General features: G+C 66.3%; 28 protein-coding genes. 7 read left to right on the top strand and 21 right to left on the bottom strand.

The annotated features are described in order from the left end of the window. Positions 1–389 precede the first annotated feature (389 nt). Genes truB through AB0M74_RS18360 form a run of 3 tightly spaced genes read right to left on the bottom strand, consistent with a single transcriptional unit; the run spans position 390 to position 2,982 of the window. A complete protein-coding gene (truB, locus tag AB0M74_RS18370) occupies positions 390–1,322 on the bottom strand; it encodes a tRNA pseudouridine(55) synthase TruB (RefSeq protein ID WP_366527434.1) in 933 nt (310 codons plus the stop codon). Beyond that, entirely contained in the window at positions 1,322–1,996 is a 675-nt protein-coding gene (gene npt / locus AB0M74_RS18365; protein ID WP_366527433.1) for a 4'-phosphopantetheinyl transferase Npt, read from the bottom strand. The genes truB and npt overlap by 1 nt, the downstream gene beginning before the upstream one ends. Before the next feature lie 44 nt (positions 1,997–2,040). Then, complete coding sequence (locus tag AB0M74_RS18360) at positions 2,041–2,982, bottom strand: metallophosphoesterase (protein ID WP_366527449.1); 942 nt, start codon at positions 2,980–2,982, stop codon at positions 2,041–2,043. 574 nt (positions 2,983–3,556) lie between these two features. Here AB0M74_RS18360 and AB0M74_RS18355 point away from each other — a divergent pair. Beyond that, positions 3,557–3,841 (top strand): hypothetical protein, encoded by a 285-nt coding sequence (locus tag AB0M74_RS18355; protein ID WP_366527432.1) that lies wholly within the window; start codon positions 3,557–3,559, stop codon positions 3,839–3,841. Positions 3,842–4,353: 512 nt separating this feature from the next. On the opposite strand, the gene AB0M74_RS18350 is transcribed toward AB0M74_RS18355, so the two are convergent. Next, on the bottom strand, positions 4,354–4,773 hold the full coding sequence (locus AB0M74_RS18350; RefSeq protein WP_366527431.1) for an Hsp20 family protein: 420 nt from the start codon (positions 4,771–4,773) through the stop codon (positions 4,354–4,356). 144 nt (positions 4,774–4,917) lie between these two features. Between AB0M74_RS18350 and AB0M74_RS18345 the strand changes: the two genes are divergently transcribed. The 3 genes from AB0M74_RS18345 (at position 4,918) to AB0M74_RS18335 (ending at position 6,813) form a co-directional block, all read left to right on the top strand. After that, the gene (locus AB0M74_RS18345) at positions 4,918–5,304 is read left to right on the top strand and encodes a MerR family transcriptional regulator (RefSeq protein WP_366527430.1); all 387 of its coding nucleotides are present in this window, start codon (positions 4,918–4,920) and stop codon (positions 5,302–5,304) included. A gap of 392 nt (positions 5,305–5,696) precedes the next feature. After that, positions 5,697–6,092, top strand: a complete 396-nt coding sequence (locus AB0M74_RS18340; RefSeq protein WP_366527429.1) for a MerR family transcriptional regulator — start codon at positions 5,697–5,699, stop codon at positions 6,090–6,092. A 349-nt stretch (positions 6,093–6,441) separates the two neighbouring features. Then, complete coding sequence (locus AB0M74_RS18335; RefSeq protein ID WP_366527428.1) at positions 6,442–6,813, top strand: anti-sigma factor antagonist; 372 nt, start codon at positions 6,442–6,444, stop codon at positions 6,811–6,813. Positions 6,814–7,358: 545 nt separating this feature from the next. On the opposite strand, the gene AB0M74_RS18330 is transcribed toward AB0M74_RS18335, so the two are convergent. The 4 genes from AB0M74_RS18330 to AB0M74_RS18315 form a co-directional block, all read right to left on the bottom strand. Further along, the gene (locus AB0M74_RS18330) at positions 7,359–7,844 is read right to left on the bottom strand and encodes a hypothetical protein (protein ID WP_366527427.1); all 486 of its coding nucleotides are present in this window, start codon (positions 7,842–7,844) and stop codon (positions 7,359–7,361) included. 260 nt (positions 7,845–8,104) lie between these two features. Then, on the bottom strand, positions 8,105–8,692 hold the full coding sequence (locus tag AB0M74_RS18325; protein WP_366527426.1) for a recombinase family protein: 588 nt from the start codon (positions 8,690–8,692) through the stop codon (positions 8,105–8,107). A 17-nt stretch (positions 8,693–8,709) separates the two neighbouring features. Next, positions 8,710–9,159, bottom strand: coding sequence for a hypothetical protein (locus AB0M74_RS18320; protein ID WP_366527425.1), 450 nt, complete (start codon positions 9,157–9,159; stop codon positions 8,710–8,712). Between the two features lie 552 nt (positions 9,160–9,711). Further along, positions 9,712–10,932 (bottom strand): MFS transporter, encoded by a 1,221-nt coding sequence (locus AB0M74_RS18315; RefSeq protein WP_366527424.1) that lies wholly within the window; start codon positions 10,930–10,932, stop codon positions 9,712–9,714. A gap of 151 nt (positions 10,933–11,083) precedes the next feature. On the opposite strand from AB0M74_RS18315, the gene AB0M74_RS18310 reads away from it, so the two are divergent. Beyond that, on the top strand, positions 11,084–11,395 hold the full coding sequence (locus tag AB0M74_RS18310; RefSeq protein WP_366527423.1) for a hypothetical protein: 312 nt from the start codon (positions 11,084–11,086) through the stop codon (positions 11,393–11,395). A 51-nt stretch (positions 11,396–11,446) separates the two neighbouring features. Here the strand turns inward: AB0M74_RS18310 and AB0M74_RS18305 are convergent, their stop codons facing one another. The 12 genes from AB0M74_RS18305 to rimP form a co-directional block, all read right to left on the bottom strand. Further along, entirely contained in the window at positions 11,447–11,758 is a 312-nt protein-coding gene (locus AB0M74_RS18305) for a hypothetical protein (RefSeq protein ID WP_366527422.1), read from the bottom strand. 119 nt (positions 11,759–11,877) lie between these two features. Then, the gene (locus AB0M74_RS18300) at positions 11,878–12,126 is read right to left on the bottom strand and encodes a replication protein RepB (RefSeq protein WP_366527421.1); all 249 of its coding nucleotides are present in this window, start codon (positions 12,124–12,126) and stop codon (positions 11,878–11,880) included. Positions 12,127–12,524: 398 nt separating this feature from the next. Continuing rightward, positions 12,525–13,271: a family 16 glycosylhydrolase gene (locus AB0M74_RS18295; protein WP_366527420.1), complete on the bottom strand. Its 747-nt coding sequence runs from the start codon at positions 13,269–13,271 to the stop codon at positions 12,525–12,527. A 440-nt stretch (positions 13,272–13,711) separates the two neighbouring features. Continuing rightward, positions 13,712–13,924, bottom strand: a complete 213-nt coding sequence (locus tag AB0M74_RS18290) for a hypothetical protein (protein ID WP_366527419.1) — start codon at positions 13,922–13,924, stop codon at positions 13,712–13,714. A 55-nt stretch (positions 13,925–13,979) separates the two neighbouring features. Next, positions 13,980–15,290, bottom strand: coding sequence for an MATE family efflux transporter (locus AB0M74_RS18285; protein WP_366527448.1), 1,311 nt, complete (start codon positions 15,288–15,290; stop codon positions 13,980–13,982). A gap of 114 nt (positions 15,291–15,404) precedes the next feature. Next, complete coding sequence (locus AB0M74_RS18280) at positions 15,405–16,421, bottom strand: bifunctional oligoribonuclease/PAP phosphatase NrnA (protein WP_366527418.1); 1,017 nt, start codon at positions 16,419–16,421, stop codon at positions 15,405–15,407. A 13-nt stretch (positions 16,422–16,434) separates the two neighbouring features. Further along, on the bottom strand, positions 16,435–16,878 hold the full coding sequence (gene rbfA / locus AB0M74_RS18275; RefSeq protein WP_328403808.1) for a 30S ribosome-binding factor RbfA: 444 nt from the start codon (positions 16,876–16,878) through the stop codon (positions 16,435–16,437). Between the two features lie 26 nt (positions 16,879–16,904). Further along, positions 16,905–17,195 (bottom strand): DUF503 domain-containing protein, encoded by a 291-nt coding sequence (locus AB0M74_RS18270; protein WP_328413231.1) that lies wholly within the window; start codon positions 17,193–17,195, stop codon positions 16,905–16,907. A 117-nt stretch (positions 17,196–17,312) separates the two neighbouring features. Next, the gene (gene infB / locus AB0M74_RS18265; RefSeq protein WP_366527417.1) at positions 17,313–20,354 is read right to left on the bottom strand and encodes a translation initiation factor IF-2; all 3,042 of its coding nucleotides are present in this window, start codon (positions 20,352–20,354) and stop codon (positions 17,313–17,315) included. A gap of 108 nt (positions 20,355–20,462) precedes the next feature. Further along, positions 20,463–20,780: a YlxR family protein gene (locus AB0M74_RS18260; RefSeq protein WP_366527447.1), complete on the bottom strand. Its 318-nt coding sequence runs from the start codon at positions 20,778–20,780 to the stop codon at positions 20,463–20,465. Between the two features lie 164 nt (positions 20,781–20,944). After that, positions 20,945–21,973, bottom strand: coding sequence for a transcription termination factor NusA (nusA, locus tag AB0M74_RS18255; protein ID WP_366527416.1), 1,029 nt, complete (start codon positions 21,971–21,973; stop codon positions 20,945–20,947). Then, on the bottom strand, positions 21,970–22,620 hold the full coding sequence (gene rimP / locus AB0M74_RS18250) for a ribosome maturation factor RimP (protein ID WP_366527415.1): 651 nt from the start codon (positions 22,618–22,620) through the stop codon (positions 21,970–21,972). Before rimP ends, nusA begins: the two co-directional genes overlap by 4 nt. 192 nt (positions 22,621–22,812) lie before the next feature. On the opposite strand from rimP, the gene AB0M74_RS18245 reads away from it, so the two are divergent. Both AB0M74_RS18245 and AB0M74_RS18240 read left to right on the top strand, forming a co-directional pair. Further along, positions 22,813–23,439 (top strand): hypothetical protein, encoded by a 627-nt coding sequence (locus tag AB0M74_RS18245; protein ID WP_366527414.1) that lies wholly within the window; start codon positions 22,813–22,815, stop codon positions 23,437–23,439. Then, positions 23,436–23,867: a ferritin-like domain-containing protein gene (locus AB0M74_RS18240; RefSeq protein ID WP_366527413.1), complete on the top strand. Its 432-nt coding sequence runs from the start codon at positions 23,436–23,438 to the stop codon at positions 23,865–23,867. Before AB0M74_RS18245 ends, AB0M74_RS18240 begins: the two co-directional genes overlap by 4 nt. Positions 23,868–24,085: 218 nt before the next feature. Here AB0M74_RS18240 and AB0M74_RS18235 read toward each other — a convergent pair whose 3' ends face one another. Continuing rightward, a complete protein-coding gene (locus AB0M74_RS18235; RefSeq protein WP_366527412.1) occupies positions 24,086–25,837 on the bottom strand; it encodes an acyl-CoA dehydrogenase family protein in 1,752 nt (583 codons plus the stop codon). Positions 25,838–26,067 lie beyond the last annotated feature (230 nt).

The following is a 26,067-nucleotide window of genomic DNA, read 5'->3' as shown; positions in this document are numbered from 1 at the left end:
GCAAAACGCTCGACTGGGATACCCCAGCCGAGCGCCTGCGTGATCTACTCACCGCCTAACACCAGGCAGTGTTGCGACGACCCCTTGAAACCGCCCTCGGCTCAGGGCTGCTCGGCGACCGACGTGTAGGGCTCGAGCGCGGCGGGGAACTCCATACATGCCGACCGGCTGATAGTGCCACCAGTATGCGCGATATGACGGCGGCCGAGTCCATTCCTGGATTCCCACCATGCCCAGCAGTGCCGACGGAGTGTCGGCGAGAAAATCTCAGCCGTCCTGCTCGGCTCCGAACAGCTCGGTAGCTGGGTCGAGCCACTGCTGATATCCGTTGTCTCGCACAATATTCAGTGCCGTGTTGTCGACATTGGTGTAGCCCGACAGCGCACGATTCAGTCGACGAGCCCGCGCGGACGCACAACCATCACCGAGGCGGCGCGCTTACCGCTCTCCTCCAGCAGCGCGATAGCTGTTCCCTCCTCGGTGAGGGCGGCATACACACCCTTGATTCCGATCGGCTCGAGCCATCGCCCGTCGCGCAGCGACTCGGCCTGTTCCGCGCTGATCGTGCGGTGCGGGAAGGCGGTTCGGACGGCGTCGTCCATGCCCAAGCTCAGCAGCGGAGTGTCGGCTTCCGCGGCGCGCGCCAATTCGTCCAGGGTGCGGGCATGTTCGAGGGTGAAGGGGCCGACTCTGGTGCGGCGCAACACGGTGAGGTGGCCGCCGACGCCCAGCGCGGCACCGAGGTCGCGGGCCAGTGCGCGCACGTAGGTGCCCGACGAGCATTCGACTTCGACGTCGAGATCTACGAAATCGCCGTCCGAAACATCGTGGCGAGCAAGGACATCGAAGCGGGACACCGTCACGGGGCGGGCGGCGAGCTGCACGTCCTCACCGGCGCGGTGGCGCGCGTAGGCGCGTTCGCCGTTTACCTTGATCGCGCTGACAGTGGCAGGCACCTGTTCGATATCGCCGGTCAGTTTCGCTGTGCGCGCGGCGATTTCGCCATCGGACAGGTGGGTGGCCGATGTCGTCGCGAGCACCTCACCCTCGGCGTCATCGGTGGTGGTGGCCTGGCCGAGGCGAATGGTCGCGGTGTATGCCTTGGTCGTGAGGGTGAGCAGCCCGAGCAGCTTGGTGGCGCGTTCTACGCCGAGCACGAGCACCCCGGTGGCCATCGGGTCCAAGGTGCCCGCGTGACCGACCTTCTTGGTGCGCAACAGCTTCCGACACTTCGCTACCACGTCGTGACTGGTCCAGCCGCCGTCCTTGTCCACGATCAGTAGACCGCCGAGCACATCGGGCCGCACCGTCGAGCCCGCCATCAGCCGTGCACAATCGCGGTGAGGATGAGCCCGTCGCCGATCATCCAGCGACCGTCGAAGGACGTCAACGGCACGCCGCCGTCATTGGTCTGCCCTGGCACCAACAGTTCGCTGTGGAAGGTCCCCGTGCCTGCGCCGTCGGAGCTCTCATCGATGGTGAAGGTGATGTGCGCGTCCTCGAAGCCGAGCCACCGCGATGTCAGCGGCCACCACGCCTTGTAGGTGGCTTCCTTGGCACAGAACAACAGTCGGTCGAGATGCACGGCGACGAGAGGGCTCGCACTGGTGAGCCACGCCCGCTCCGACGGCAGGCTCACCGAATCCAGCACGCCCTCGGGCAGCGGACCGTGCGGTTCCGCATCGATCCCGACGGACCGGAACCGCAGCTTGTGCGCCAGCGCCGCCGCCCGATACCCGTCGGTGTGCGTGAGGCTCCCGACAATGCCGCGCGGCCACACCGGCGCACCCCGCTCGCCTTTACCGATGGCCACCGGCGGCTCGCCGAGCTCCGCCAACGCGAGTCGTGCGCAATGCCGGGCTCCGATGAAGTCCCGACGCCGCTTCTCCACCGACTTCGCGATGAGATGCTCCTCCGCCGGATGCGCCGTCAGCTCCTCCGGGTACTCCAACAGCTCGGCCGAGGCGACACCGGCAGGCAGAATTTTCTCGATCATCGCCAACGAGCGTAGTCCAGCCCGGACGACGCGACCATGCGGAGTCAGAGTCCGCGGCGACGTTCTGCTTTGCTCCGCATTTCGGCGGCGGCCGCTTCCATTTCCGGCGTGACCTTGAAATGGCCGCCCCATTTGTTCAGCGAGCCCGGTGGGTACTCCGGTGCAGGCAGGATCTGGCGCAGCAGGCGGTCGGGCAGGCCGCGGCGCTGCCATTCGCGGGGGTAACCGAGGGAAACCTCCTCGAATCGGACGCCATCGTAGTAGGAGGTGCGCGGGATATGCAGGTGGCCATAGACCGAGCACACCACGTTGTAGCGGGTATGCCAGTCGGCAGTCAGGTCGGTGCCGCACCAGAGGGCGAACTCCGGGTAGAACAGCACATCGGTGGGTTGGCGAACCAGCGGGAAGTGGTTGATCATCACCAACGGCGTGCCGGGCGCGAGCGCGTCCAGCTTGCGCTGGGTGACCTGGACTCGGGCGTGGCACCAGGCGTCGCGGGTCGCGAACGGGTCCGGCGACAGCAAGAACTCGTCGGTCGCCACGACGTTGCGGTCGCGGGCGACTGCCAGTCCCTCCGCCTTGGTGGTGGTCCCGGCGGGCAGCCACGAGTAGTCGTAGAGCAGGAACATCGGGGCCAAGGTCACCTGTCCGCCGTGCTCCTGCGCGCCTGCGCCCTCCCACACCGGGAACGGATCCTCCGGCGTGAGCACGTCGAGATCGCGGCAGATCGACACCAGATAGTCGTATCGCGCCGCACCGTGCATCTGGACCGGGTCCTTTGCCGTGGTCCACAATTCGTGGTTACCGGGCACCCAGATCACCTTGGCGAACCGGCCGCGCAACAGCTCGAGCGTCCACCGGATGTCGTCGCTCTTCTCCGCCACGTCCCCGGCGACGATCAACCAGTCTTCCGGCGAATCCGCCCTGATCTCCTCGACCACCGGACGATTCCCCTGGTGGCCGACATGAACGTCGCTCACCGCCATCAACTTGGGTATCACCACACCTACATTGGCACAGCCACACCGCTCTCCACCCGCCGACCCGCTCCCGGCCCCACCACTCACCACCCGCAACCTCGCGCGGGCCACCGACCACTGCGCGCTCACGTCGCGGATCAGGGCTTGTCCCGAACGATCGATCGATATGGCGCTGCGGTGGTCGACGTGGACCAGACTCCCGAGCCGCACTCGCCAGGTCATGCTGGCCTCTGCTGGTGCCGGATGCGCCAACGGTCAGCTCTCGGGTGACCTGCTGGGCGATCTCTCGTGCAACGGCAGCCGCTGCCCCACCGACACCCGGCCCGCGCGACTCGGTCATCTGCCCTCCCCATAGCCCTCGAGCACAACCGAGGACCGATGAGCATGAAAGCACGGAAATGCCTGGAGGAGAACGGATTGCGGCCACCCGGCACTGCGGCGCCGCTGAGCGCCGGGCGCTTGCCGCCTCGGGTCTCGGCAATGCACTCGCGCGTGAACGTCGTGTCGCGGACCGCGCAGCGATCACGTGGTGGAGATCAGCCGCCGCTACTACCCACCTGGACGATGCCCGGTCGAAGCGGTGAGAACTCCTGACTCCCCCGGCGTGGTTCGAGTAGACGCGGGGGCGACGCTGGAAAACGAGAGATCGATTCCGGTGCCGTTCGAAGTCGAGCACCCGTATACCTCGGTCGCGGCACTCTTTCTGACGCCGAGGCCACCGCGGCCCTACTCGATCGTCTTCTGCGTCGGTGCGGTGCCGAGCGAGGTTGCCGACCCGCAGCCGGACACCACACGGATGTTCAACCCTCGCGATTTCCGGCTCGCTGAGCAGACAACGTTTTGCTCTCCGCAGCACACGATTTGATCAGGCCAGACGCAGCACAACTCAATCGCGAAGAGATGCCTCGAAGCATCGGCGGCAAAGCTCGAAGGGGTTGCCGTGTGAGGTACAGGCGCCCAACCGATTGCGTCGTCATACTGCCTGACGCGCCGACCCTGGAGCGTCGCGGAAACACTTCCGTGCGAGGACGGTTCGTGTCTTCGTTGTTCTCGACAGGCATCACCTCGCTCTCACTCCTCATCGGATACCGCACCGGAGGCCGCCGACGCGCCCAGGTTGGGCCGCGATGGCGGGCCGGCCCGGCACCGGGCCGTGGCCAGGGCATGCGAGGCTCGCGCGGTGGCAGACACCGCCACCGGTCTCGGGCCTCGCACAGCACCCTGATCGATCTCCGGAACAACTCCTCGAGATCGGGGTCGGGCGCCAGCAGCCAGGCAGCGAGCCACGACAGTTCCGCGGCGGTCTCGATCGTCTCGGGACCGCCGCGTACATCCTCGCGGGCACCATGACGGGCCCCTCCGGTGCTGCCGCCCGCGTCAGGCGTTGATCGCGTGGCGTTCGTCGTGGCGGCTGATCTCGATCTTGCGGGGCTTGGCTCTTTCCGCGACCGGGATCACCAGGCGCAGCACCCCATCGCGGTACTCGGCGCGGATGGCATCGGTGTCGAGGTTCTCCCCCAGGAACAGCTGCCGGGAGAACACCCCGCGGGTGCGTTCCGCGGAGATCATCGCCCGGCCCTGATCCAGTTCCGGGCGCGAGGCCCGCACGGTCACCACGTTGCGTTCGATGTCCAGGTCGAGGGATTCGGGGTCGATACCGGGCAGGTCGAGTTCGGCGAAGAACTCATCACCCTCGCGCCAGGCGTCCATCGGCATCACCACCGGACGGGCCGGGGTGCCGAACATCTGCTGGGTCAAGCGATCCAGATCCCGGAACGGATCGGTGCGCATCAACATGGTCGCCACCTCCCACTCACTCCAATCTTAATTGTCCGTTCAGATAACCTGTGTCATCTGACTCAGATTTGTTTTAGCACTCTGGCTAGAAGAGTGCAAGCATCATGGCGAGGTAATCTGGAAGCTGTTAGAGAGGAACCCACAATGCTGCCTGATCGAAACAACCACCCTCCCGGGCCCGGCCGCGATCACCGTCCCGGGCCGGGGCAGGCGGTGTACGGGATCTCGGTAGCCGCCGAACTGGCCGGGATGGGAACACATTCGCTGCGTTTGTACGAGCAGCACGGGCTACTCACCCCGGCCCGCAGCTCCGGCGGGACCCGCCGCTACAGCGACGACGACCTGGCGCGGCTGGGGCGTATCGCCGCCTTGGCCGGGCAAGGGATCAACCTCGCCGCGATCGCGCGAATCCTGGATCTCGAAGACCTCAACGCCGGCCTGCGCGCCGACAACGACCGCCTGCGACACCACGCGGGCCATACCGCGACGCCGGGCCGGCCCGGGCCCCTCAGCGGCGAGCGTGAGAACTGACCAACCCGGAACGCCGCCTGTTGCCCGCCCTATCGAACCGGCCACGAAGCCGAACAGCATTACACCGACGGCTTCCCGACGCGCACTGCTCGCTTGACGCCAAAAATTCTGTAGCAGCGACAGTAGACATTCGCCGTATCGTGAGGTAATTTCTGTGTCGTTGGAAGCGAAGGAAGTATCCATATGGCACGGGAGATGATGAACTGCCCGTGATGCAAGGACCGGTGGGCGCGGCCACAGACCAGCACGTACGACGGCCCTACCGCTCGCCGGGAGGCAAGTGAAGTTGCACGGAAAGAAGAGGAAGTAACACCTCGAGGAGAAGGGAGGCGTTGCCCGTCGGGTCACCCAGGAGGTTTTGTGGTTGGGGTGATCGCCGACGTATCGGCTACATGTCGGAAGACGAATTAATTCCCCCTTTCAATACCCCGGCGCCAGTGGCGCCGGGGTATTCCGGCGTCTGGAGACCCACAATTTCTGAATCCCCCACCACAAACGAGAAGTTCGACGACGACGACTATCCCGCCTACACGATGGGCCGGGCCGCAGACATGATCGGCACCACCCAAGCGTTCCTGCGCACCCTGGACGACGCGGAACTGATCACTCCGCAACGCTCCGCCGGCGGGCATCGCCGCTACTCCCGCTACCAGCTACGAATCGCAGCACGGGCCCGCGAACTCGTCGACTCCGGCACCCCCTTGGAAGCCGCGTGCCGGATCATCATCCTTGAAGACCAGCTCGCCGAGGCTCGCGAGATCAACGCCAAACTCACCGAACAGGACTGACCACACCGCTTTCCCGCCCTCATGGTCGCTGGTCCCCCACCCGGCCGCGAGCTGGGCGACCAGCCGCAGGTCCGCGCCCGCCCGTGTGGTCGGGGCGGCGGATCCGCGCCGGAGCGTGCGAGGCATCGTCCACCCCGATCCGGAACCAGCCGCGCCGGCCGGCCATCAACCGGCAGGTACGTGGCGAGCGGGTGAGGCGGCCGGATTGCTGCCTGGTCGACCGGGTCAGCGAGTACGCGGTGGGTCACTGCCCGGGGCGTAATCGGTGAAGGCGGCCGGCTCTGCGGCGGGAGCTTCGACCCGTGCGGCGAGGCTGCACAGCCGGGTCGCTGAGGGATAAGCTCGAAGGGTGACTGAAGGCAATGGTGCGTCGTCGGTTTCCCGACTGGAGATCGCGCATCGGATGGCTGGTGAGGTCGCGGTCGTGGCGGTGCGCGGGGAGGTCGATCACGCTACCGCCGACCAGTTGATCCAGGCGGTGCGTACGGGGTTGGACCACACCCGCGGCGGGTTCTGCGTCCTGGATCTGACCGCTGTGCAATTCCTGGGTGGCCACGGCCTCAGCGCCTTACTCCAAGCCACCAGGGCTGCCGAGAACCGCCGACAGCCGCTACGTATCGCCGTCGACCACAACCGGCCCGTGATTCGTCCGATCGAGATCACCGGGCTCGAGGAATTACTTGCGCTCTACCACAGCGTCGAGGAGGCGCTACAGGCCTGAACACACGGTATCTCCGCTACCGGCCGGTGGCCCGGCGCTGTCGTCGGTGCTGGTGTACACCACCGCTCCCGGAACTCCCCGACCGCACCGCGGATAAGGACGTCGACCAGGCGGAACGCTCGTCATGACACGGCTCTCGGCCTCGCGCAGGACGAGGCCCGCACGTTCGGTCAGCGAAACCTCTCTGACGTGGACGCTGAAGCTGCTCGCAAGCGTGAGCTACACGATGCGGTCGATCCGACCATTCTCCGGCCCGAAATGCCTGAGCGCGAAGAGATCTGGAAAAGTTTCGAGCTCCCGAACAGTAGGCGTCCCGGTAGTAATCGTGCGGAAAACAACGACAACTCCATGACCAGCGGTGACGTCAGGTTTTCGGTTCGGGCTGCGGGACATCGTGATTGGTGATCGGCTTGGCGGCCGATGAGGTTGTTGGTGTAGTGACCGCCTCAGCGCCGGATCGGGGCGGATTTGCTCCTCGACCCCGGGATTGAGCCAGAGCCGTTAACTTGACAGACCCCTGACCGAACCGGTCGGCGTGTGGTCGCTTACGGGATGCAGTCGTAGCCGTTGACGTAGGCGGGAGCATTCGCGATGTTGCCGGAGATAGTGACGAACTCGATGGGTTTGCCGTCGAGGCCGATGATCGCTGGCGGTTGCTTTCCGCAGTTGTAAGTGATCGGTGTCGGGCTGCGTTGGGTGATCTGCCAGGGACCTCTCATCGTGTTGTCCGGTCCGACAGTGCCTTCAGTAGGTTGGCAGTTGCCTCGGCCGGTGATCACGACGGTGTCTCCATCCTTGTACCCCAGCGGTAGCACGACGATGGCCTCATCGCATATGTATGTGGGGATGTGGGCGGGTCCGGCGTGGCTGTCGTCGGCGGTCGCGGTCGTGGTGGTGGTTGGTGCGCCGAACTTGGCCGCGGTTGTCGTCGTGGATGTCGGGGCTGCCATCGGTGAGGTGCTGGGATGCGTCGAGCAGCCGGTGAGCGCGACCGCGAGTAGGCCGAGGGCGAGGTAGGCGGGTTTGGTCACGAGGTGGTACCCCTGTCATGAGTGCGAATGCCGGGCGATGCTAATCGAGGCCGCTACCAAATCCCATGTCTGTCAGCAAGGTTGCCGGCTCGGTGACCGATTCCGATTGCCCAGCTCCGACAGCCGCTGCGCCGATCGCGGCTTATTTCGTTGCCTGCCAGCCCTTGCCGACACAAGCTTTGGCTGGCAGTAGCGTCCCACCTCGTATCGCTTACCGCGCTGTCCGAACCAGTCAGCAAGCCCCTGAATGTAGGTAGGGCTCATTGCCCGCGGGCGCGGGCGGCGGCCAGGCCTTCGTTGGCGCCTTGCACGATCAGCTCGCGGATGAACTCAGCGAGCGCAGCGAACACATGAAAGACCAGGCGTCCGCCCGGGGTGGCGGTGTCGATCGCCTCGTGCCGGGATCGGAATCCGATGCCGCGCTTGCGAAGCCCCGTGACGATCGAGATCAGGTCTTGCAGGGACCGGCCGAGCCGATCAAGTGATCGTACGACGAGGGTGTCGCCGGGTCGCATGTACTCAGGCACTTCCAGAGCTCTTCGCGTTCGGTGTCCCTTATGGCGCTTCTTGTCTGTGAAGATCTTCTGGAAGCCCGCCGCGGCGAGCGCGTGGATCTGCCGGTCGAGCAGCTGCCCGGTGGTCGACACCCGGCCGTACCCGACGAACGCACCGCCGCCGATCGGATCGAGTGCATCCCCGTCCAGGGCAAGCGGATCCGGGAAATCGAGGGCGTGCGTCTTGTCGGCTATGGCCCGGAGTGTATGAGAACAGGCCGACAGAGATTGTTGAACACCCGGACTTTGCAACACGTTTTTTCGACCGTAGCCGAGGTTCCGCAGGCGGCCCATGGCGGCCTAATCCCGCTCTAGTATCCCGAGAACCTCTTGCGCTCCTGCTCGCGTCGCTTGTCGTCCTGCTCGCTCTGCTCGCGCTGCTTGCGCTGCCTCTCTTGCTCATCGCTGCGCTCTTGCGCGCGGCGTTGTGCGCGCTCGGAGATGGTCTCGCCACTGGCATTCCACGAGAGCAAGGTCGCGCCCGCCCCGCAGTCCCGAGTGAATGTCACGGTGCCGGCGGGGGCGATCGGAAACTCGGGTTCGTGCAGTATCCGCAAATTGCTACACAGGGCGATCATGGTCGCGGTGGCGGCTTCGGGAGTGGTATTGGTGCAGGTGACTTCGAGGCGCGATGCGATCGGGACCGGAACGCAGTTCACCTTGTCCCAAGGTGCGGCGTGCGCCAAAGGCGCCGCGAGCATTGTTCCCGCTGCCGCGGCGACGGCAACCAATCCTGCGTGTACCGACCGACGAATTCGCAAGGGGGACCTCCAGAGCGCGTGTCCGCCGAGCGACGTTTCCACTCGGCCTGCACGGTCATCCTGTCAGCTCGGGCCGGTGCTGACATGCCCCGAATTCCCACTGAGGAATAGTCGGACATACCAGGCACCAGAATCCGGGGGCGAGGAGTAAATCCGCCCGATCCGGCGCTAAGGGTTTATGGCAGATGTTGGCCGACTATCTGCCATAGGTCGCGGGTCGTCCTGGTCAGACGGGCCGTCAGCCGAGGTGGCTCGGAAACTATTTGCCGTACAACGCAATCGGATCGCATCCGAAGCGGTGCGAACTACCAGATGGACTGGCGTTCGATGCCGCTACCGCCGGATTCCTGGCAGATGTTCCCCAACCCCTCATTACTGTACGACGGGCATTTCGACGCCGTCAGGCTCGTCGGGCTCGCGGACGGTCACGGTGAAGGCCATGGCCAAGATCCTGGCCGCCGAACAGCCGCAGCGGGCGTGATCCGGATCAATACGGTGCAGAGCGTGTCGAAGAATCGATCGATTCTCAACACTCCTGATGGTCGTGATCAGCTATCGGTGGCCAGCTTTGGGCAGTGGCCTGGTCCGCGGCGAGTTCGGGCGCCGGCTTGCGTGGAGCAAGATCGGTGCGGCAAGCGCTGTTGCCGCGGCCGTGCCGACTCCGGCGATGATGAGGGCACCCGCGGCGCCGAACCCCGACACCGCTGGTGCGCCCATCAAGGTGCCGAGCATGGTCGCACCGCCGTTGAGCGAACCCATCGCAGCGAAGGCGCGACCCTTGATCTCTGGCGTGACCCGGGTGGAGATGAGCGCGCTGATGGCTGAGACCTGCAGCGAATTCGACACTCCGGCGGCTGTGAATCCCGCCGCTGCTCCGACAAGGGAATGCGACAGTCCGGCTCCGGCCAGTCCGATCCCCATCACCAGGCCGGCCGAGACCAGCACGCGGGATTGGCGTGATGGCGGTACTCGGGGTGCCAGCCATGCCGATGTCACGAGCCGGCCTGCAACGAATGCGGTGGTGACAAGCCCGTACATCACGGCGGACGCCGCGAGTGTGGTGCGGACATAGAAAACTTCGGCGACGCTGAAGATCGCGGTGAAAACGATCGCGGCAGCAAGCGAGGCCATCGCGGCGCGCACGACGGAGTCCGACGCCAACAGCGTGGGGGCCTCGGCAACCTGGCGCCACCAACTCGGGCGTTGCGAAGACTGTCGTGGGGGGTGGCGGCGTAGGCCCAAAGCCGCCATCAGCGCAACCAGAACACAGGTCGAGGCCGCATCGAGCACCATCGTCACCGAAAACCCCAATAGGCCGACGGCGACACCACCGAGCACGGGACCCACCAACACACCCGTCATGCGCGCTGCGTCCAAGGTCGAATACACCCGGGCCGGATTGGACTCGCTGTCGTCGTCTGCCTGCTCGGCCAACAGCATCATCGCTGGAGCGTTGAGCATCGAGAGGCAACTTCCCGTGAACCCCAACCCGATGATGACTGCAATGGGCAACGACGCCGACGCGGCCATCGCCAGGGTCACCGCCGCCTGCGCGAGCAACGTCATTGTCAGCAATCTGCGGGATTCGACCCTGTCGACCACTGGTGCGAGCAGTGGCGCAAGCAGCACTCCAGGCGCCAGGCTCGCGAAGAGAAACGCCGAGACCGACAGTGGCGAGTGGTCCTGCAACAGCAATATCAGTGCCACCCGCGCTACCGCGCTACCTGCCGCGGACACCGCGAGCGCGCCGGCGAGGACACCCAGCCGCATCATCGTTCGACCTCCCCCATTCGAATCCCATTCCAGCTACCAGTAGTAAAGCCGAAACGAGCAGAGCATTCAGAATGCTCCTGCCAGAACCCTGCCAGATACCTCGCACCTTTGGTGCGCGCGCTGTAAAGCGGCGTCTAGGGACAGATTCACAATGAACACGCAAGCTGTCACTACACCGAATGTCGAGTCCATCAGGCGGATTGTGTCGCTGGGAGGCGAAACCGAGGAGCGCCGCGCGGGTCGGAAAGCCGTTGCCGAATCACATGTCGAGATCACACTGAACACCGACAACGACGCAACCACGTGCCTGGCCAAGTTGGAGGAATCGGACCGACGCCTGGCGGAGAAGATGCACCCGGCAGGTGGTACCGACTCGCGAAACTATCGGCGGTGGCGTCTTACCGCCGGATTCGGGCGGACTTGGACCCCACGGGTCGTGGATACGCCCGCGGGTGCCCGCTGACGACCCAGCCGCACCAGGGGTCCCGGCCAGTCCGGGACCCCTGGTGCACGGCTACTGGAACCAACTGAGGTTGTTCACCTGGTTGCCTCGCAGATCCCCGCTGAAGTGGTACCAGATGGTGCCGGAGGAGCAGTCGTATATCTGGTGGGTGATGTTCCCCAGCCAGAAATAGATGGTGCTTCCGTCATCGAACTGCTCGCTGGTGGTGCCGGGGGCTACGGAGACCACCCCCAGGCGGGTCCCACTCGGGCCGGCTGCTCGCACAACCTCGACGGGGACGTCCACATCGTTGTGCAGCTTGTACCAGCCGACCGAGGTGCGTTCGGCCGACTTCGATGCTTCCGACAGAGCGGGCAGTTTCACCTTGTCGGCGGCCGGAATCGGGGGTTTCCGGGCATCGAAAACGACCGTCCCCGAAGGCTTTAAAGAGCTCGCAGGCCTGCTTCTTGCGGATCCGCTCTCCGGCCACCACGATTTCCGCCCTAGCTGGCCTGCGCGATGTCGACCCGCCGCGGTCGCAGCAACACCGAGACCGATCCCATGGCGATGCCCATCTCTTCAGCGATCTGCCGGTACTTCATTCCGGTCGCCCGCAACTCTTGTGCGCGCTGTTCCTTGGCTCGAGTCCGCGCTTCGTAGTCGCCCCGCGGTTCCGCGACGATATTGCGGATCGAGCGCTCGCTGACGCCCAGCTCGCTGGCGAGCTCACGAGCGGTTTTGTTTCGTCGCATTGGGTTTCGGCGCCCATCATCCCTCCAGTGCTGCCAGGACCATCGCACGGTCGATAGCCCGCTTCTTGTTTGGTTGCGGCGATCGAGGCACGTCACGTGTCGGTCATGATTTTCCCGCCGATTCGTCCGCGGGCTGCCTGCGTCGCACGGAACTTCTCCTCGGTGAAGTTGCGCCAGACCCACCGGCTGATCGATTCGGCCGTGGCGCGCCGGCAGTAAGCGGGTAACGGGGCCAGTAGTGGATGCGGGTTTGGGCTACTGGCCTCGCTACCCGCCTAGACTGTCCGCGAGACGCGGTCGGGCAAGACGAAGATCGTGGCCTTGCCTCGTACTTCGACGGCGTGCTCGCTTCCGGTCACGAGGGTGTGATGGTCAAGTCGTTGAACGCGGGTGGTGGGTCAGGGGCGGTAGACGTGGATGTAGTCGACCTGCGTCGACTCCTGGGTGACTGTGGGTGGGATGCCGGCGTAGACGAAGAGGTCGAAAATCAGGGCGTCACCCGTGCCGGAGTACGGGCCTTGTTCGCAGATCTGGCGGCCGTCGAGGTACCAGGTGGTTTTGTCCGGGCCTAGGCGTTCGGCGATCGTGTGCCAGTCTGTGGTGAGGTCGGTCGGGGATTCGTACGGGCAACTGCCACCGCCCGACTGGTGATTGGTCAGGTACAGCTTGCGGTGGTTGTCGCTGTAGAACTCGTAGGTGTCCTGTTCGTTCGAACCGTTCCCGTTCCACGTCCAGGTCGACGGCCAGAACCCCTTGGCCGCCGGGAGCTTGAGCCGGGTCTCGACGTAGTCGCCAGGCTTCACCGCGAACGAGTGGGCCGGGTCGTGCCCGCACGACTGCCCGGTGGTGATCAGCCCGCTCGACCACTCGTACCCCGGTTGCGGGTTGTCCTTGCGCGCAGTGACCGTCAGTACGCCGTTGCCGACCGACAACGCGTCCCAGGTGTGCCACTCGAGCTGCTGATTGCCTTTGTTCCCTAGGCACTGGTCGGGCTCCGCGTTCGAGTGGATGGCCCATTTCGACTGGTCGATCACAGTACCGTCGAACTCGTCCGCGAACACCAGTGTTCCGGGGCCGTCCGCCGCCGGCTGGTCGGCCGACGCAGCCGGACCGAGGGTGGCGACTGCGATTGCCGCGCTGGCCAAGCCCGCACCAATGGTCCGTAACGTACGTATCAAGGATCGCCTCTCGTTAGAAGTCAACGGTCAAACGTTCGCTTGATACTCGCGGATTGTCAACTGGCCGAGGAGATTAGGACGAGGTCAGGGACTGGGTGTCGATCACCTGGAGAAGCCCGATGGCCTGATCGGAAGGATAGTCGTGCGACCCAGTTGCGGTAGTCCAGGATTCGTGCCGGCCGTGCCGACGAGCACCTGATCGTCGGCACTTCGAGTGTTCCGGGAGCTAATGCGTGGATCAATGATCGCTTCATGGGACAACCTGCCGCCAGGGCATCGCACAGCGGCCAGCCGTCTTCCGGCTGATGATTCGCCCAGTTCGAGCCCGCGATGGTGCAGCGGCGCCTCCATCACCAGACGGCGGCATCCGCCCACAGCCATTGGGACGGCGCCGCGTACTGGGCGGCCTACAACCGCATCGGCGAAGACCACACCGCAGGCACCAAACTCGCCCGCGAGATCACCGACCTCGCCGATTCCAAGACCGTGTCTTTCGCGGTGTCGAGCATCGGCATCGTGTCCAGGTGCTGCGCGGCGATCTCGGAGTTGCTGCGCCACACCATCGCATCGGCCAGAGCCTGCACGGTTGCCACCGCTTTCGGCGGTCCACGCCATCGCATCGCGCACAGCCTCGGCGATCTCGGTACGCGAGGCGGCGTCGTGCCCGGGACTGGCTCAGGCGTCCCCGCGGGCCCGCCCTGGAATCTCCGTGCCTACCTGCTCCCATCGGCCCGACTCGGCCCGCCGGACCACGGCGATCAACCGCAGCAGCATGAATCCGACAAGTCCGGACCAGATCCCGGCAAGGCCCCAGCCGAAAGCCAGCGATAGCCATATCGCTGGGAGGAAGCCGAACAGTGCCGCGCCGAGGGTGGTGGTCCGCAGATAGGCGGCGTCGCCTGCACCGAGCAGCACGCCGTCGAGCGCGAAGACGATGCCTGCGACCGGGATGATGGCGACGAAGAACCACCACGCGACGTGTGTGCGGTCCAGCACGGCGGGGTCGTCGGTGAAGAGCTCCGGTATCGCAACGACGCCCGCGGCGAAGAACGCCGCCAAGATCAATGCGAAAAGCTCCGACCAGCGGGTGATCCGACGTGCCAGGCCGCGCGCGCCCCGCGCGTCGCCCGCGCCGAGCGCGGCTCCAACCAGGGTTTGCGCGGCGATCGCGAGCGAATCCAAGGTCAAGGCAAGGAAATTCCAGAGTTGCAGCACCAATTGATGAGCGGCGACGGATGCAGCGCCGAACCGGGCGGCAACGGCCGCCGCCGAGACGAAACAGGCCTGGAAGGCCAGGCTGCGGACGATCAGGTCACGTCCGAGCACCAGCTGCGCACGCATCACCGACCAGTGTGGAGCGAGCGAAATCCGTTCGTGTACCAGAGCACTGAGGAACAACACGGCCGTGACGGCCTGCCCGGCAACATTCGCCACCGCGGAGCCTGGCAGCTCGAGGCGTGGTGCACCGAGCAGACCGTGCACCAGGACTGGGCACAGCACACCCGAAACCGACAGCCCGGCAACCACGAACAACAACGGTCGACGGGTCTCCTGTACCCCACGCAGCCACCCATTGCCCGCCATCGAAATCAGGATCAGCGGGACACCGAACAACGCGATCCGCACCCAGAGCAACGCCTCCGCCGCGATCTCCCCACCGCCTGCGATGACATTCGTCAGCGCAATCGCGCACACCTGCACCGCGACGACGATCAGCGCCCCCAAGACGACGGCGATCCATGTCGCCTGTACGCCCTCGGCCACCGCCCCGCGTTCGTCCCCCGCACCATGCCTGCGGGCAGCGCGCGCGGTGGTGCCATAGGACAAAAAGGTCAGCTGCGAACTCGCCTGAGCCAGAATCAATCCCCCGACCGCAAGCCCGGCCAGCGCCAACGCTCCGAGCCGCCCGACCACCGCAAGGTCGAACAGCAGATAGATCGGTTCGGCGACGAGCACTCCCAGCGTCGGCACCGCGAGTCCGAGAATCCGCCGCGGCCCCGCCTTCGCCGCAGCATCAGCGCGCTCCGGCGCAGCGGCAACCACGATGGACTCGTGCCCAGCACCCCCGCCCAGGTCCTCGGTGCTCACCCGCTCACCCGCTCACCCGAGAGCGGCCAGCAGAGCCGCGACAATGGATTCAGGGGTGCCGTTGGTGGTGTAACCAGCGGCGAAGCGATGTCCGCCGCCACCTAAAGCAGCTGCTATCGCGGCCACGTCGACACCGTCGGCGGCGCCGGGGGTGGTGTCGCGGGAACGCAGCGACACAGTCCAGCGCTCCTGAATCGTGCGTGACTCCTTGAAGACCGCGGCGACACCTGCTTCGGCGGTGGTGCGGACGATGTCGACAACACTCTCCGCTTCTTCCGAGCTGACCCCGGCCACATCGGCGCGACGCACGAACGCGTACACCAGGCCCGCACCACCATTCGCCGAGGGCACCAACTGCGCGGAGCCCAGGACGCGCGACAGCATCGGCAGCCAGTTGAACGGGTGGGTGTCCATGAGCGTGCGGGAAATCTCCGCACCGTCGATGCCGGTGGCCAGCAGTCGCTCGGCCAACCGGTGGGTACCGGGCCGAACCCAGCGGAACGAGCCGGTGTCGGTGACAAGCCCCGCGTAAAGGCAGTGCGCCACTTCGGGATCGATCGGCACCTGCCACGCGTCGAGCAACCGGACGAGCACGCTGGTCGTCGACTCCGCATTCGGATCGACTACATTGACCGTCCCGAACCTGGTGTTGGATCGGTGATGATCGAGCACCAATGTTGTTGCGGCACCGGACAACCGGTCGGCCAAGGCGCCGAGTCTGCCCGCGCTGCCGCAGTCAACGGCCACCGCAAGGTCCACCTCGCGCGGCACCTGCTCCGGCGCGACCAAATGATGCACGCCTGGCAACGACCGCATCGAAACGGGCAACTCGGCCGGTTCGGCGAACGACACCCACACCGGAATGCCACGACGATGCAGTACCAACGCCAATGCCAGCCCGCTGCCGATGGTGTCGGCATCGGGCTGCACATGGCACAGGATGGTGACCGAGCGTGCGGCCGCCAATGCGGCGACAGCCGCATCGAGATCCGCCGCGCCGACACCGACTGCTTCGGGCATCGTCGTCATCGTCTACCGCATGTCACTCGTCGGTGTCGCGTTCGACCTTGTACGGATCGGACTCGCCTGCGTGGGTAGCGGTGGCCGCCACCTTCGCCACCGCTTCGTCGGCGGCTCTGGCCTTGGCCAGCAAGGCCTCCATATCCGCAGCCACCTCGGGCACCTTGTCGAGCACAAAGGCCAGCGTTGGGGTGAATTTCACGCCGGTGCCCGCGCCCACCTTCGAACGCAGCACACCCTTCGCCTTCTCCAAGCCCATGGCCGCACCCTCGTAATCGGGTTCGACGTCCAAGCTTTCGCCCAGCACCGTGTAGTAGACCTTGGCGTCCCGCAGATCCGGGGAAACCTTGGCGTCGGTGATGGTCACGAAATTCAGGCGCGGATCCTTCACCTCGTACTCGATCGCGGTCGCCACGATCGCGGAAATCCGCTTGGCGAGTCGGCGTGCCCTGGCTTGATCCACCATGGCTGAACCCTCCTCACAATAAATCGTCAGTCTTCGGGTCCGAAGATCCTGCGGCGCACTGCCAGCAACTCTAACTCCGGACGGGCGGCAACGTGCCGCTCACATTTGTCGAGCACCTCGGTCAGGTGATCCATACCGGAACTGACCATGGCAACTCCCAGCAACGACCGGCGATGCCGATCGTGTTCTCCGCCTTCGGCGGCACTCACCCCGAAGCGTTGCAACTCGGCCAGGACCGGCCGTATCACCGAACGCTTCTCCTTCAGTGAATGCACGTCACCGAGCAGGATGTCGAACTCCAGTGCACCGAGGTACACGCACACCTCTTCAGTGTCGAGTTTCTTCCGTGTCGAGACAACAGCACCATCAGGTCGCGCCCACCCGAGCCCCAGCTTCTACCGGGGTGTCGGGCGGGCGCGACGCTGTTGCGGCTCTCAGTCGCGCGGCTTCTCGCGCAGCTCGTAGGCCTCGATGATGTCGCCTTCCTTGATGTCGGAGTAGGTGACGGTCATACCGCATTCGAAGCCCTCACGGACCTCGGCGGCGTCATCCTTCTCACGCTTCAGGGAGGAGATCGTCATCGTCTCGGCGACCACCACGTTGTCACGCAGCAGCCTGGCCTTCGCATTGCGCTTGACCGAACCGGAGGTGACCATGCAGCCGGCGATGTTGCCGATCTTGGAGGAGCGGAAAATCGCACGGATCTCGGCGCGACCGAGCTCGACCTCTTCGTAGATCGGCTTGAGCATGCCCTTGAGGGCCTTCTCGATCTCGTCGATGGCCTGGTAGATCACCGAGTAGTACCGGATGTCCACGCCTTCGCGGTTGGCCAACTCGGTCGCCTTGCCCTCGGCACGGACGTTGAACCCGATGATGATCGCGTTCGACGCCGAGGCCAGGTTGACGTTGGTCTCGGTGACACCACCGACACCGCGGTCGATGACCCGCAGACGCACCTCGTCGTCGACCTGGATACCGAGCAGCGCCTCCTCGAGGGCCTCGACGGTACCGGAGTTGTCGCCCTTGAGGATCAGGTTCAGCTCCGAAGTCTCCTTCAGCGCGGCATCCAGATCTTCCAGGCTGATCCGCTTGCGGCTGCGAGCGGCCAGTGCGTTGCGCTTACGCGCATTGCGGCGGTCGGCGATCTGACGTGCGATGCGATCCTCGTCGACAACCAGGAGGTTGTCACCGGCGCCCGGCACCGACGTGAAGCCGATGACCTGGACCGGTCGCGACGGCAGCGCCGCGACGACATCCTCGCCGTGCTCGTCGACCATGCGACGGACGCGACCGTAGGCGTCGCCCGCCACGATCGAGTCGCCGACCCGCAGCGTGCCGCGCTGGATGAGCACGGTCGCCACCGGACCACGACCACGGTCGAGGTGCGCCTCGATGGCGACACCCTGGGCGTCCATGTCCGGGTTGGCCCGCAGGTCCAGCGATGCGTCGGCGGTCAGCACGACCGCTTCCAGCAGCGCCTCGATGTTGGTGCCCTGCTTGGCGGAGATGTCGACGAACATGGTGTCGCCGCCGTACTCCTCGGTCACCAGACCGTATTCGGTCAGCTGCTGCCGGATCTTGTCCGGGTTCGCGCCTTCCTTATCGATCTTGTTGACCGCCACCACGATCGGCACGTCGGCCGCTTGCGCGTGGTTGATCGCTTCCACCGTCTGCGGCATGACGCCGTCGTCGGCCGCGACCACCAGGATCGCGATGTCGGTGGCCTTCGCACCACGGGCACGCATGGCGGTGAACGCCTCGTGACCCGGGGTGTCGATGAAGGTGATCAGTCGGTCTTCGTCGTTGACGTGCGTCAGCACCTGGTAGGCGCCGATGTGCTGGGTGATGCCACCGGCCTCGCCCTCACGGACGTTGGCCTTACGGATCGTGTCGAGCAGTCGGGTCTTACCGTGGTCGACGTGGCCCATGACGGTCACCACCGGCGGCCTGATCTGCAGGTCGTCCTCGCCACCCTCGTCCTCGCCGTAGGTGAGGTCGAAGCTTTCGAGCAGCTCGCGATCCTCGTCCTCCGGGCTGACGACGTGCACGACGTAGTTCATCTCGCTGCCGAGCAGCTCGAGGGTCTCGTCGTTCACCGACTGGGTAGCGGTGACCATTTCGCCGAGGTTGAACAGCGCCTGGACCAGCGAGGCCGGGTTGGCGTCGATCTTCTCCGCGAAGTCCGACAGCGATGCGCCGCGGGCGAGACGGATGATCTCGCCGTTGCCGCGTGGCAGCCGCACGCCGCCGACGGCGGGCGCCTGCATGTTCTCGTACTCGGCGCGCTTCGCCCGCTTCGACTTGCGACCACGACGGACCGCGCCACCGGGACGACCGAAGGCACCGGCTGCGCCACCGCGGCCACCGGGTCCACCGGGACGACCACCGCCGCCACCGGGACGACCACGGAAACCGCCCGCCGCGGGAGCACCCGCACCGGCACCGGGCGCACCCGTGCCGCCACCGCCACCACCGGGGCCGCCGCGGTAGCCACCGCCACCGCCACCGCCGCCGGGACGACCGCCGGGTCCACCCGGACGACCGCCGGGACCGCCGGGACGACCGGCACCTGCGCCACCGCCCGGACCCGGACGGGCCGAACGAGCAGGCATAGCACCAGGATTCGGGCGCGGCGGCATCGAGCCGGGGCTCGGCCGCGGTCCACCGGGACGGGGACCACCCTGACCGGCGGCCGGACGGGGACCGCCCTGACCGGGAGCTGGACGGGCGCCGCCCTGCGCGGGCGCACCGGGACGCGGGCCGTGCCCGGGACCCGGGCGAGGACCGCCCTGGCCGGGGGCAGGGCGCGGCGCGGGACGCTCACGCTCGGGAGCCGAGGAATACGGATTGTTGCCGACCCGAGGGGTCTTGGGGCCGGGCTTCGGACCGCCCGCGGGACCGCCGGGGCGCGGGCCGGAGCCCTGGGCGGGGGTACCGGGGCGCTGTTGCTGCGGCTGACCGGGACGCGGACCACCCGGGGTCGGGCGCGGACCGGCAGGAGCCGGAGCGGCCTTCGCCACGGGCGCCGACTGTGCGGCGTCCTGAACCGGCGCCGATTCGCGTGCGACCGGGGCCGCGGGAGCCGGCTTCACGGCCGGACCGGGGCGCACCGCGTCGGCGACGCGCTCGGCGGGCCGGGCGACGGGCTCAGCGGTTTCCCGCGCGGCCGGAGCCGCGGGGGTGGCTGCCGGAGCCGGAGCCGGAGTACGCGGACCCGGACGCGGGCCACCCGGGGTCGGCTTGGCGGCCGGACGGGCCGTCGACGCCGAACCGGGACGCGCCTCGGACTTGGCTGCTCCATTGGCCGGTGCGGACTTCGCCGCCACCGACTCGCGCAACCGACGTGCGACGGGTGCTTCCACCGTCGAGGACGCCGACTTCACGAACTCGCCCTGCTCCTTGAGCTTTGCGAGTAGTTCTTTGCTTGTGACACCGAGTTCTTTGGCCAACTCGTGCACGCGGGCCTTGCCTGCCACTGCTCTCCTCACTGAGAGGTCGAGCAGTGTCTCCGCCTAGGGAAGGCGGGCCCGCACGACCTCGGGTTATCTCCGATGGACGTTCATCGTTGGTGCTTCACGGTGTGCTCATGAGTGCTCGTGCCTGTTCTCGAGGTACTTCTCCAGGGCTGAGATATCCAGATGTCCGGACACTCGTAGTGCTCTGCCGAATGCTCGGCGTCGCTCTGCTGCGGTCAAACAAACCGAAACGGGGTGCAACCAGGCACCCCGTCCGGGAAGTCTGCGCTGTGGATCGGGAACGATCGCAAAAGCATGAGAACCAGTTGTGCCGGTCTCACATTCCCGCGCCACGATCCGCAACAGGTCGACGGCCAACTCGCGCTTCCGGCATCCGATGCAAGTCCGCACCGGAGCTGCCGGACGCTGGGGCGTCGCTGGCTGCAGGCTGGTGCGTTCGGGCAAAGAAACCGAAGGCTCGCGTTGAACCTGAGACCACTCTACCGCTGCCCCGGCCGGATCACCGAACCCCGCCCCCGCGGAAGTTACCAACATGTCATCCGGAGCATCCGGTGTCGGGCCCATACGCGGCTCACCGGGAGCGGTGTCGGTCAACTTCGATGCGCTTCCGTTCGCACACTGCCGCCCATGTCAGGGGCCGCGTCGCTGCGGATATCGATGCGCCAGCCGGTCAAGCGGGCGGCCAAGCGGGCGTTCTGCCCTTCCTTGCCGATCGCCAGCGAGAGCTGGAAGTCCGGCACCACGACCCGCGCAGCGCGCGCCTCCGCATCGACAATGGTGACCGACACCACTTTGGACGGCGAGAGCGCATTGCCGACGAAAGTCGCCGGATCGTCCGCGTAATCGATAATGTCGATCTTCTCGCCCGCCAGCTCGCTCATCACGTTGCGCACCCGCTGCCCCATCGGGCCGATACAGGCGCCCTTGGCGTTGACTCCCGGCACGGTGGTGCGCACCGCGATCTTGGAGCGGTGCCCGGCCTCGCGAGCGACCGCGACGATCTCCACCGAACCATCGGCGATCTCGGGAACCTCGAGCGCGAACAGCCTGCGCACCAGATTCGGATGCGTCCGCGACAGCGTGATCTGTGGGCCGCGTGGGCCGCGCGAGACGCCGACGACGTAGCACTTGATCCGGTCGCCGTGCTCGTAGGTTTCGCCGGGCACCTGCTCGGCGGGCGGGATCAAGCCCTCGGTCCCGTGCATCTCGCTGCCGATACGCACCACGATGGTGCCGCGGGCGTTGGCGCGCGCGTCGCGCTGCACGACGCCGCCGACGATGTCGCCCTCATGGGTGGCGAACTCGCCGAAGGACTTCTCGTTCTCCGCATCTCGCAGTCGCTGCAACACCACCTGGCGTGCGGTGGTCGCGGCAATCCGGCCGAATCCCTCTGGGGTGTCGTCCCATTCGGAAATCATGTTGCCGTCGGCGTCGACCTCCATGGCCATCACCCGCACGACGCCGGTCTTCTGGTTGATGTCGATGCGCGCGTTGGGCTGGTGGCCCTCGGTGTGCCGGTAGGCAGTAAGCAATGCCGACTCGATCGCGGAGATCACGGTCTCGATCGAGATCCCCTTGTCGGCGACAATCGCGCGCAGGGCTTCGATTTCGATGTTCATTCCACGATCCCTTCGGTCGGCGAATCGGACGCTGTTATTGATTCGGACAATGCATCGGTCGTTCCTAGAACTTCTTCTTCCTGCCCCGGCCGCGGACGGCCGGGGACGACTCCACCCGCAAGCTCGAGCTCACGCGCACCGGGCGGCGAGAACTCGACCTGGACTACGGCTTCGGCGATGTCGGCGAGCGCGACGCTGACCCGATGTGGGTTGCGTTTGCCGCCGAGCACCAATGCCACCGTGCCGTCGGTGAGCGCACCGACCCGGGCTTCGAACTTGTCCGATCCACCGGAATCGGGGGCGGGTATCCCGGGTCGTAGCGAGATCCGCACTTTACGCCCACGGGCGCGACGCCAGTGCCGGTCGACGGTGAGCGGGCGATCTATGCCGGGTGTGGTGACTTCCAGCAGATACTCCGTCTCGCCGAAATCGCCTGCCTCGTCGAGGTGCTCGGACAGTTCCCTGCTGAGTTCCGCGATGGTGTCCAGATCCGCAGCGTCGTCGCTGTCGACGATCACCTTCACCCGAGCCTGCGCTTCCGCGTGCTTGCCGGCCGTCGAAATCTCGACGCCCTCGAGGTCGAATCCTCGGCGTTCTACGAGTCCAGCAACCAGCTGGCTCAGCCTTTCCTCGGTCGGCATCGGCATGTGGGGCGGCTCCTGGTTCAGTTGTGACGTGGCGGGAAAATTCTCTACCGAAGGTCTAGCGTAACGCGCCACGAGAGTGTAAAGGACCAGCGGCCTGAGGCAAGTTTCGTGTGCGTGCGGCGGCCGGTCTCGGGTGAACAGGCCGGTCGACAGGTGGTCGGTGGCACCGCACGAATCTGGCACGATGGTGCCGTGCCCATCCGCCATCCCGCCCCGCCGCGCGCCGGGTGTACCTCCGGCCTCGCCGTCGACCGGCATGGTTACGCGCACCGCCTACCGGTCGGCCACCGCGTGACGGTCGACCGGCGCACCGCGTTGCGTATCGCTGGTGGCGGCACGATCGGCGCACTGACGCTCGGCGCCGCAGTCGGTTGCGCCGACGACACGATCTACGAGCCGGATCCGCTTGCCGCACAAGAGGTCCTGGCCCGCGCCGACGCCGCAGCCGCGACCGCGGCGATCGCGCTGACGCCGCAGCGGCACGCCGCGCTGACCACGATCGCGAGCGAACGCACCGCGCACGCCGATGCCTTGCGGGCCGAGATCGACCGCGTGATCGGGGTCTTCGGCGACGGCACCACCCCCACCCATCGCACCCGTTCGATGGACACCCCGGCGGGCACCGGATCGTCGGCGTCGGCGTCGGGTACGGACGTACCTCCCGGCGCACCTCCGACGATCGATCAGTTGCGCGATCGTCTCACCGCGTCCCAGCAGTCCGCCGCCGATCTCGCACGCACCCTATCGGGTTATCGGGCCGGGCTGGTGGCCTCCATCAGCGCGGCCTGCGCGACCCAGGCCGGAGTACTGCTGGCATGACCGACGCCGAGCGCCTTGCCTTGATCGATGCGTTGAACGCCGAATACGCGGCGGTATACGCCTACGGCGTGATCGACGCCTACGCCTCCACCGAACGCGACCGGCTCGTCACCCAGTACACCGCCGCGCACCGAGCTCGCCGCGACAGCACTGTCGAGGCCCTCACCGCGGCGGGCACCGCACCACCCTCGGACGCCGCCTACACGGTCCCGTTCCCGGTCGACGACCCGATCCCGGCGGCCAACCTCGCTGTCACCGTGGAGACCGACTGCGCGACCGCCTGGCGCTGCGTGGTCGAACGCGCAGACACCGAACCCGTCCGCAGGCTGGGCATCGAAGCGCTCACCGAATCGGCTATGCGCCAAGCTGCTTGGCAAGCGATCCTCGGCGCCAACCCCCCGACGGTCGCCTTTCCAGGCATGGCTTGACACCTGCCGGCCGGTCCACAGCGGATTCCGACACCTAGGATCTGCGCCGACCGCTGCCGCCCGAAGCGTCGGACAATTGCCGCGCGCTTTCGGGGATCCGACTTGTGTGGGCACTGGCAAGTAGCGCGATTCCCGGGGAGGCCGCGGTTCGCCGCACGGGGCAGAAACGGGATCGGCCGACCCCTCCGAAGCCGGCCGATCCCGTCGAGTTGCGGTGACTACGGGCGCATGGTGTACGCGCCGTCGTAGGCGGCGACCTGGTTCCAAACACGATCGAAACGCTCGCGGTCGGCGAGCGGGGTACGCAGCGCGCCGACGGCCCACGCCTGCTGTGCGGCAGTAGCGGTGGGCTTGCCGTAGAGAGTGGTGGCGTAGGTGTTGAAGTCGCGGATCTGGAAGTCGAAGATCTGGTCGAGCACGTCACGGTCGAGGCCGGTGATCGCGGCCTGCTCCAGGATCAGCTGGCCGTAGACCACCAGGGAGAACAGGTGGCCGATAGTCAGCATGAAGTCCAGGTCCTTCTGCTGGCCTGCGTCGGGGGCGGCCGTGGTCAGCAGGGTGCGCAGGGCCTGGGCCTGCTCGTAGAAGCGGGCCACGTTCGCGACATCGGTGTGCTTGTCGTAGACAGGGGTCCAGTCGGCGAACTGCACCTTGCCCGCACCGCGGGCCGGGCCCTGCCGGAAGAAGAACTCGTCGTCGGCCGCGTCGAGGCGGGTGCCGACCTCCGGGTAGTCCTTAGGGTTGAACAGGTAGTTCGGCATGAACTTCAGGATCTGGCCGACATTGACGTGCACGGTGCCCTCGAGCCGAGGCAGGGTGCCGATGTAGCGGGCGACCTGGGCGAAGTAAGTGTTCTTCTCGAAACCCTTGGCGGCGAGCACATCCAGCAGCAACGTCATGACTGTCTCGCCCTCGGAGGTCACCTTGGACTTCGTCATCGGATTGAACAGCAGGTAGCGGCGGTCTTCGAGGCCGGCGGTGCGGAAGTAGTCGACGGCCCGGTCGCTGAACAGCTTCATCGCGGTGATGCGGGCGTAGGCATCGACGAAGTTGGTCCGAACGTGCGGGAAGTCGGTGACCGGATTGCCGTAGAGGATGCGGTTGTTCGAGTGGGTGATCGCCTCGTAGAACGAATGCTCGACCATGCCGATACTGCCGTGGCAGAGGTTGAACTTGCCGACGTTGACAGTGTTCAGCGCCGCGGAGAAGGCTTCGGGGCCGGTGGAGAGGATGTCCTCGGCGGTCACCGGGTAGTTGTGCAGCGCGAAGGTGCTGACATAGAGCTGGCCGTGGATGACGTTGTCGATCAGCTCGTAGTCGTCGTGGCGGCTGTCGGCGGCGAACCACACATAGCCATCGGCGCCCTCGATGTCGGCGCGGCGCGAGAACACCGACACCATGCTGGCGACGTTACCGTTGCCGATGTAGTACTTGATGCCGTTGGCGCGGAACAGGATTCCCGCTTCGGCGTCGGCACTGCCGGGTTCGGTCGGCGTCAGCACCAGGTCGGTGTTGTAGATATCGGCGCCGTGGTCACGCTCGGACAGACCGAATGCCATCACCTGGCCGTCGGCGAGGTCGGCGGCGGCCCGCTTCTTGGCGGCCTCGTTGTCGCTCTGCCAGATCGGGCCGAGGCCGAGGATGGTGACCTGCTCGGCGTACCAGTACGCGAGACCATAAAACCCGAAGATCTCCGAGAGCGCCGCATTGCGGGCCGCGTCCCAGCGCCGGTTCGTGTCGCCGTCGGCATAGGCGGCCGGGGTCAGGAAGGTGGCGAACAGCTTCTCCTTCTTGGCGAACTCGAGGAACTCCGACACCCACACCGCGTCCGCGTCATCGGCGAGCAGCTGTCGCTTGCCCCGGGATTCGAACCACTCGATGGTGGCCTTCAACAGTCGCCGCGTCTCGGCGTCGAACTGCTGCGGGTCGTAGGTGGCGGGGTTGAACAACAACGCGTCGGTGCTCGTCATGTCGGTTAACTTACCAGCGAGTAATGGCAGCCCGGAGGGGGTCCGCCATAGTCGACTCGGCGAATCGTCCCTACGGAACCGTAGGTCAGAAGCGCTTTCCGCGCTGGGTCCACTACGTCCGACACGTCACGACCGCCGGTCACCGGGATACATCTCGACTGTTGGTGCCGTCGACAAAGTCCGCGGCACGTCCGTTCGAGGAAGCCGAGGCTTATTCCCACGCCGCTCGG

Source organism: Nocardia sp. NPDC051463, from assembly GCF_040681975.1.
Classification (GTDB): Bacteria; Actinomycetota; Actinomycetes; order Mycobacteriales; family Mycobacteriaceae; genus Nocardia.
Note: the sequence above shows the minus strand (reverse complement) of the source record. Positions and strands in the feature narration are given on the sequence as shown.

What these genes read in the sequence shown, in the direction of transcription:
- AB0M74_RS18300 (WP_366527421.1), bottom strand. Translation starts at nt 12,126, where the DNA reads ATGCGACGAAACAAAACCGCTCGTGAGCTCGCCAGCGAGCTGGGCGTC.
- AB0M74_RS18360 (WP_366527449.1), bottom strand. Translation starts at nt 2,982, where the DNA reads ATGGCGGTGAGCGACGTTCATGTCGGCCACCAGGGGAATCGTCCGGTG.
- AB0M74_RS18310 (WP_366527423.1), top strand. Translation starts at nt 11,084, where the DNA reads ATGAACACGCAAGCTGTCACTACACCGAATGTCGAGTCCATCAGGCGG.
- AB0M74_RS18315 (WP_366527424.1), bottom strand. Translation starts at nt 10,932, where the DNA reads ATGATGCGGCTGGGTGTCCTCGCCGGCGCGCTCGCGGTGTCCGCGGCA.
- AB0M74_RS18340 (WP_366527429.1), top strand. Translation starts at nt 5,697, where the DNA reads ATGTCGGAAGACGAATTAATTCCCCCTTTCAATACCCCGGCGCCAGTG.
- rbfA (WP_328403808.1), bottom strand. Translation starts at nt 16,878, where the DNA reads ATGGTGGATCAAGCCAGGGCACGCCGACTCGCCAAGCGGATTTCCGCG.
- AB0M74_RS18240 (WP_366527413.1), top strand. Translation starts at nt 23,436, where the DNA reads ATGACCGACGCCGAGCGCCTTGCCTTGATCGATGCGTTGAACGCCGAA.
- rimP (WP_366527415.1), bottom strand. Translation starts at nt 22,620, where the DNA reads ATGCCGATGCCGACCGAGGAAAGGCTGAGCCAGCTGGTTGCTGGACTC.
- AB0M74_RS18290 (WP_366527419.1), bottom strand. Translation starts at nt 13,924, where the DNA reads ATGCGATGGCGTGGACCGCCGAAAGCGGTGGCAACCGTGCAGGCTCTG.
- AB0M74_RS18325 (WP_366527426.1), bottom strand. Translation starts at nt 8,692, where the DNA reads ATGGGCCGCCTGCGGAACCTCGGCTACGGTCGAAAAAACGTGTTGCAA.
- truB (WP_366527434.1), bottom strand. Translation starts at nt 1,322, where the DNA reads ATGGCGGGCTCGACGGTGCGGCCCGATGTGCTCGGCGGTCTACTGATC.
- AB0M74_RS18280 (WP_366527418.1), bottom strand. Translation starts at nt 16,421, where the DNA reads ATGACGACGATGCCCGAAGCAGTCGGTGTCGGCGCGGCGGATCTCGAT.
- AB0M74_RS18350 (WP_366527431.1), bottom strand. Translation starts at nt 4,773, where the DNA reads ATGTTGATGCGCACCGATCCGTTCCGGGATCTGGATCGCTTGACCCAG.
- nusA (WP_366527416.1), bottom strand. Translation starts at nt 21,973, where the DNA reads ATGAACATCGAAATCGAAGCCCTGCGCGCGATTGTCGCCGACAAGGGG.
- npt (WP_366527433.1), bottom strand. Translation starts at nt 1,996, where the DNA reads ATGATCGAGAAAATTCTGCCTGCCGGTGTCGCCTCGGCCGAGCTGTTG.
- AB0M74_RS18345 (WP_366527430.1), top strand. Translation starts at nt 4,918, where the DNA reads ATGCTGCCTGATCGAAACAACCACCCTCCCGGGCCCGGCCGCGATCAC.
- AB0M74_RS18235 (WP_366527412.1), bottom strand. Translation starts at nt 25,837, where the DNA reads ATGACGAGCACCGACGCGTTGTTGTTCAACCCCGCCACCTACGACCCG.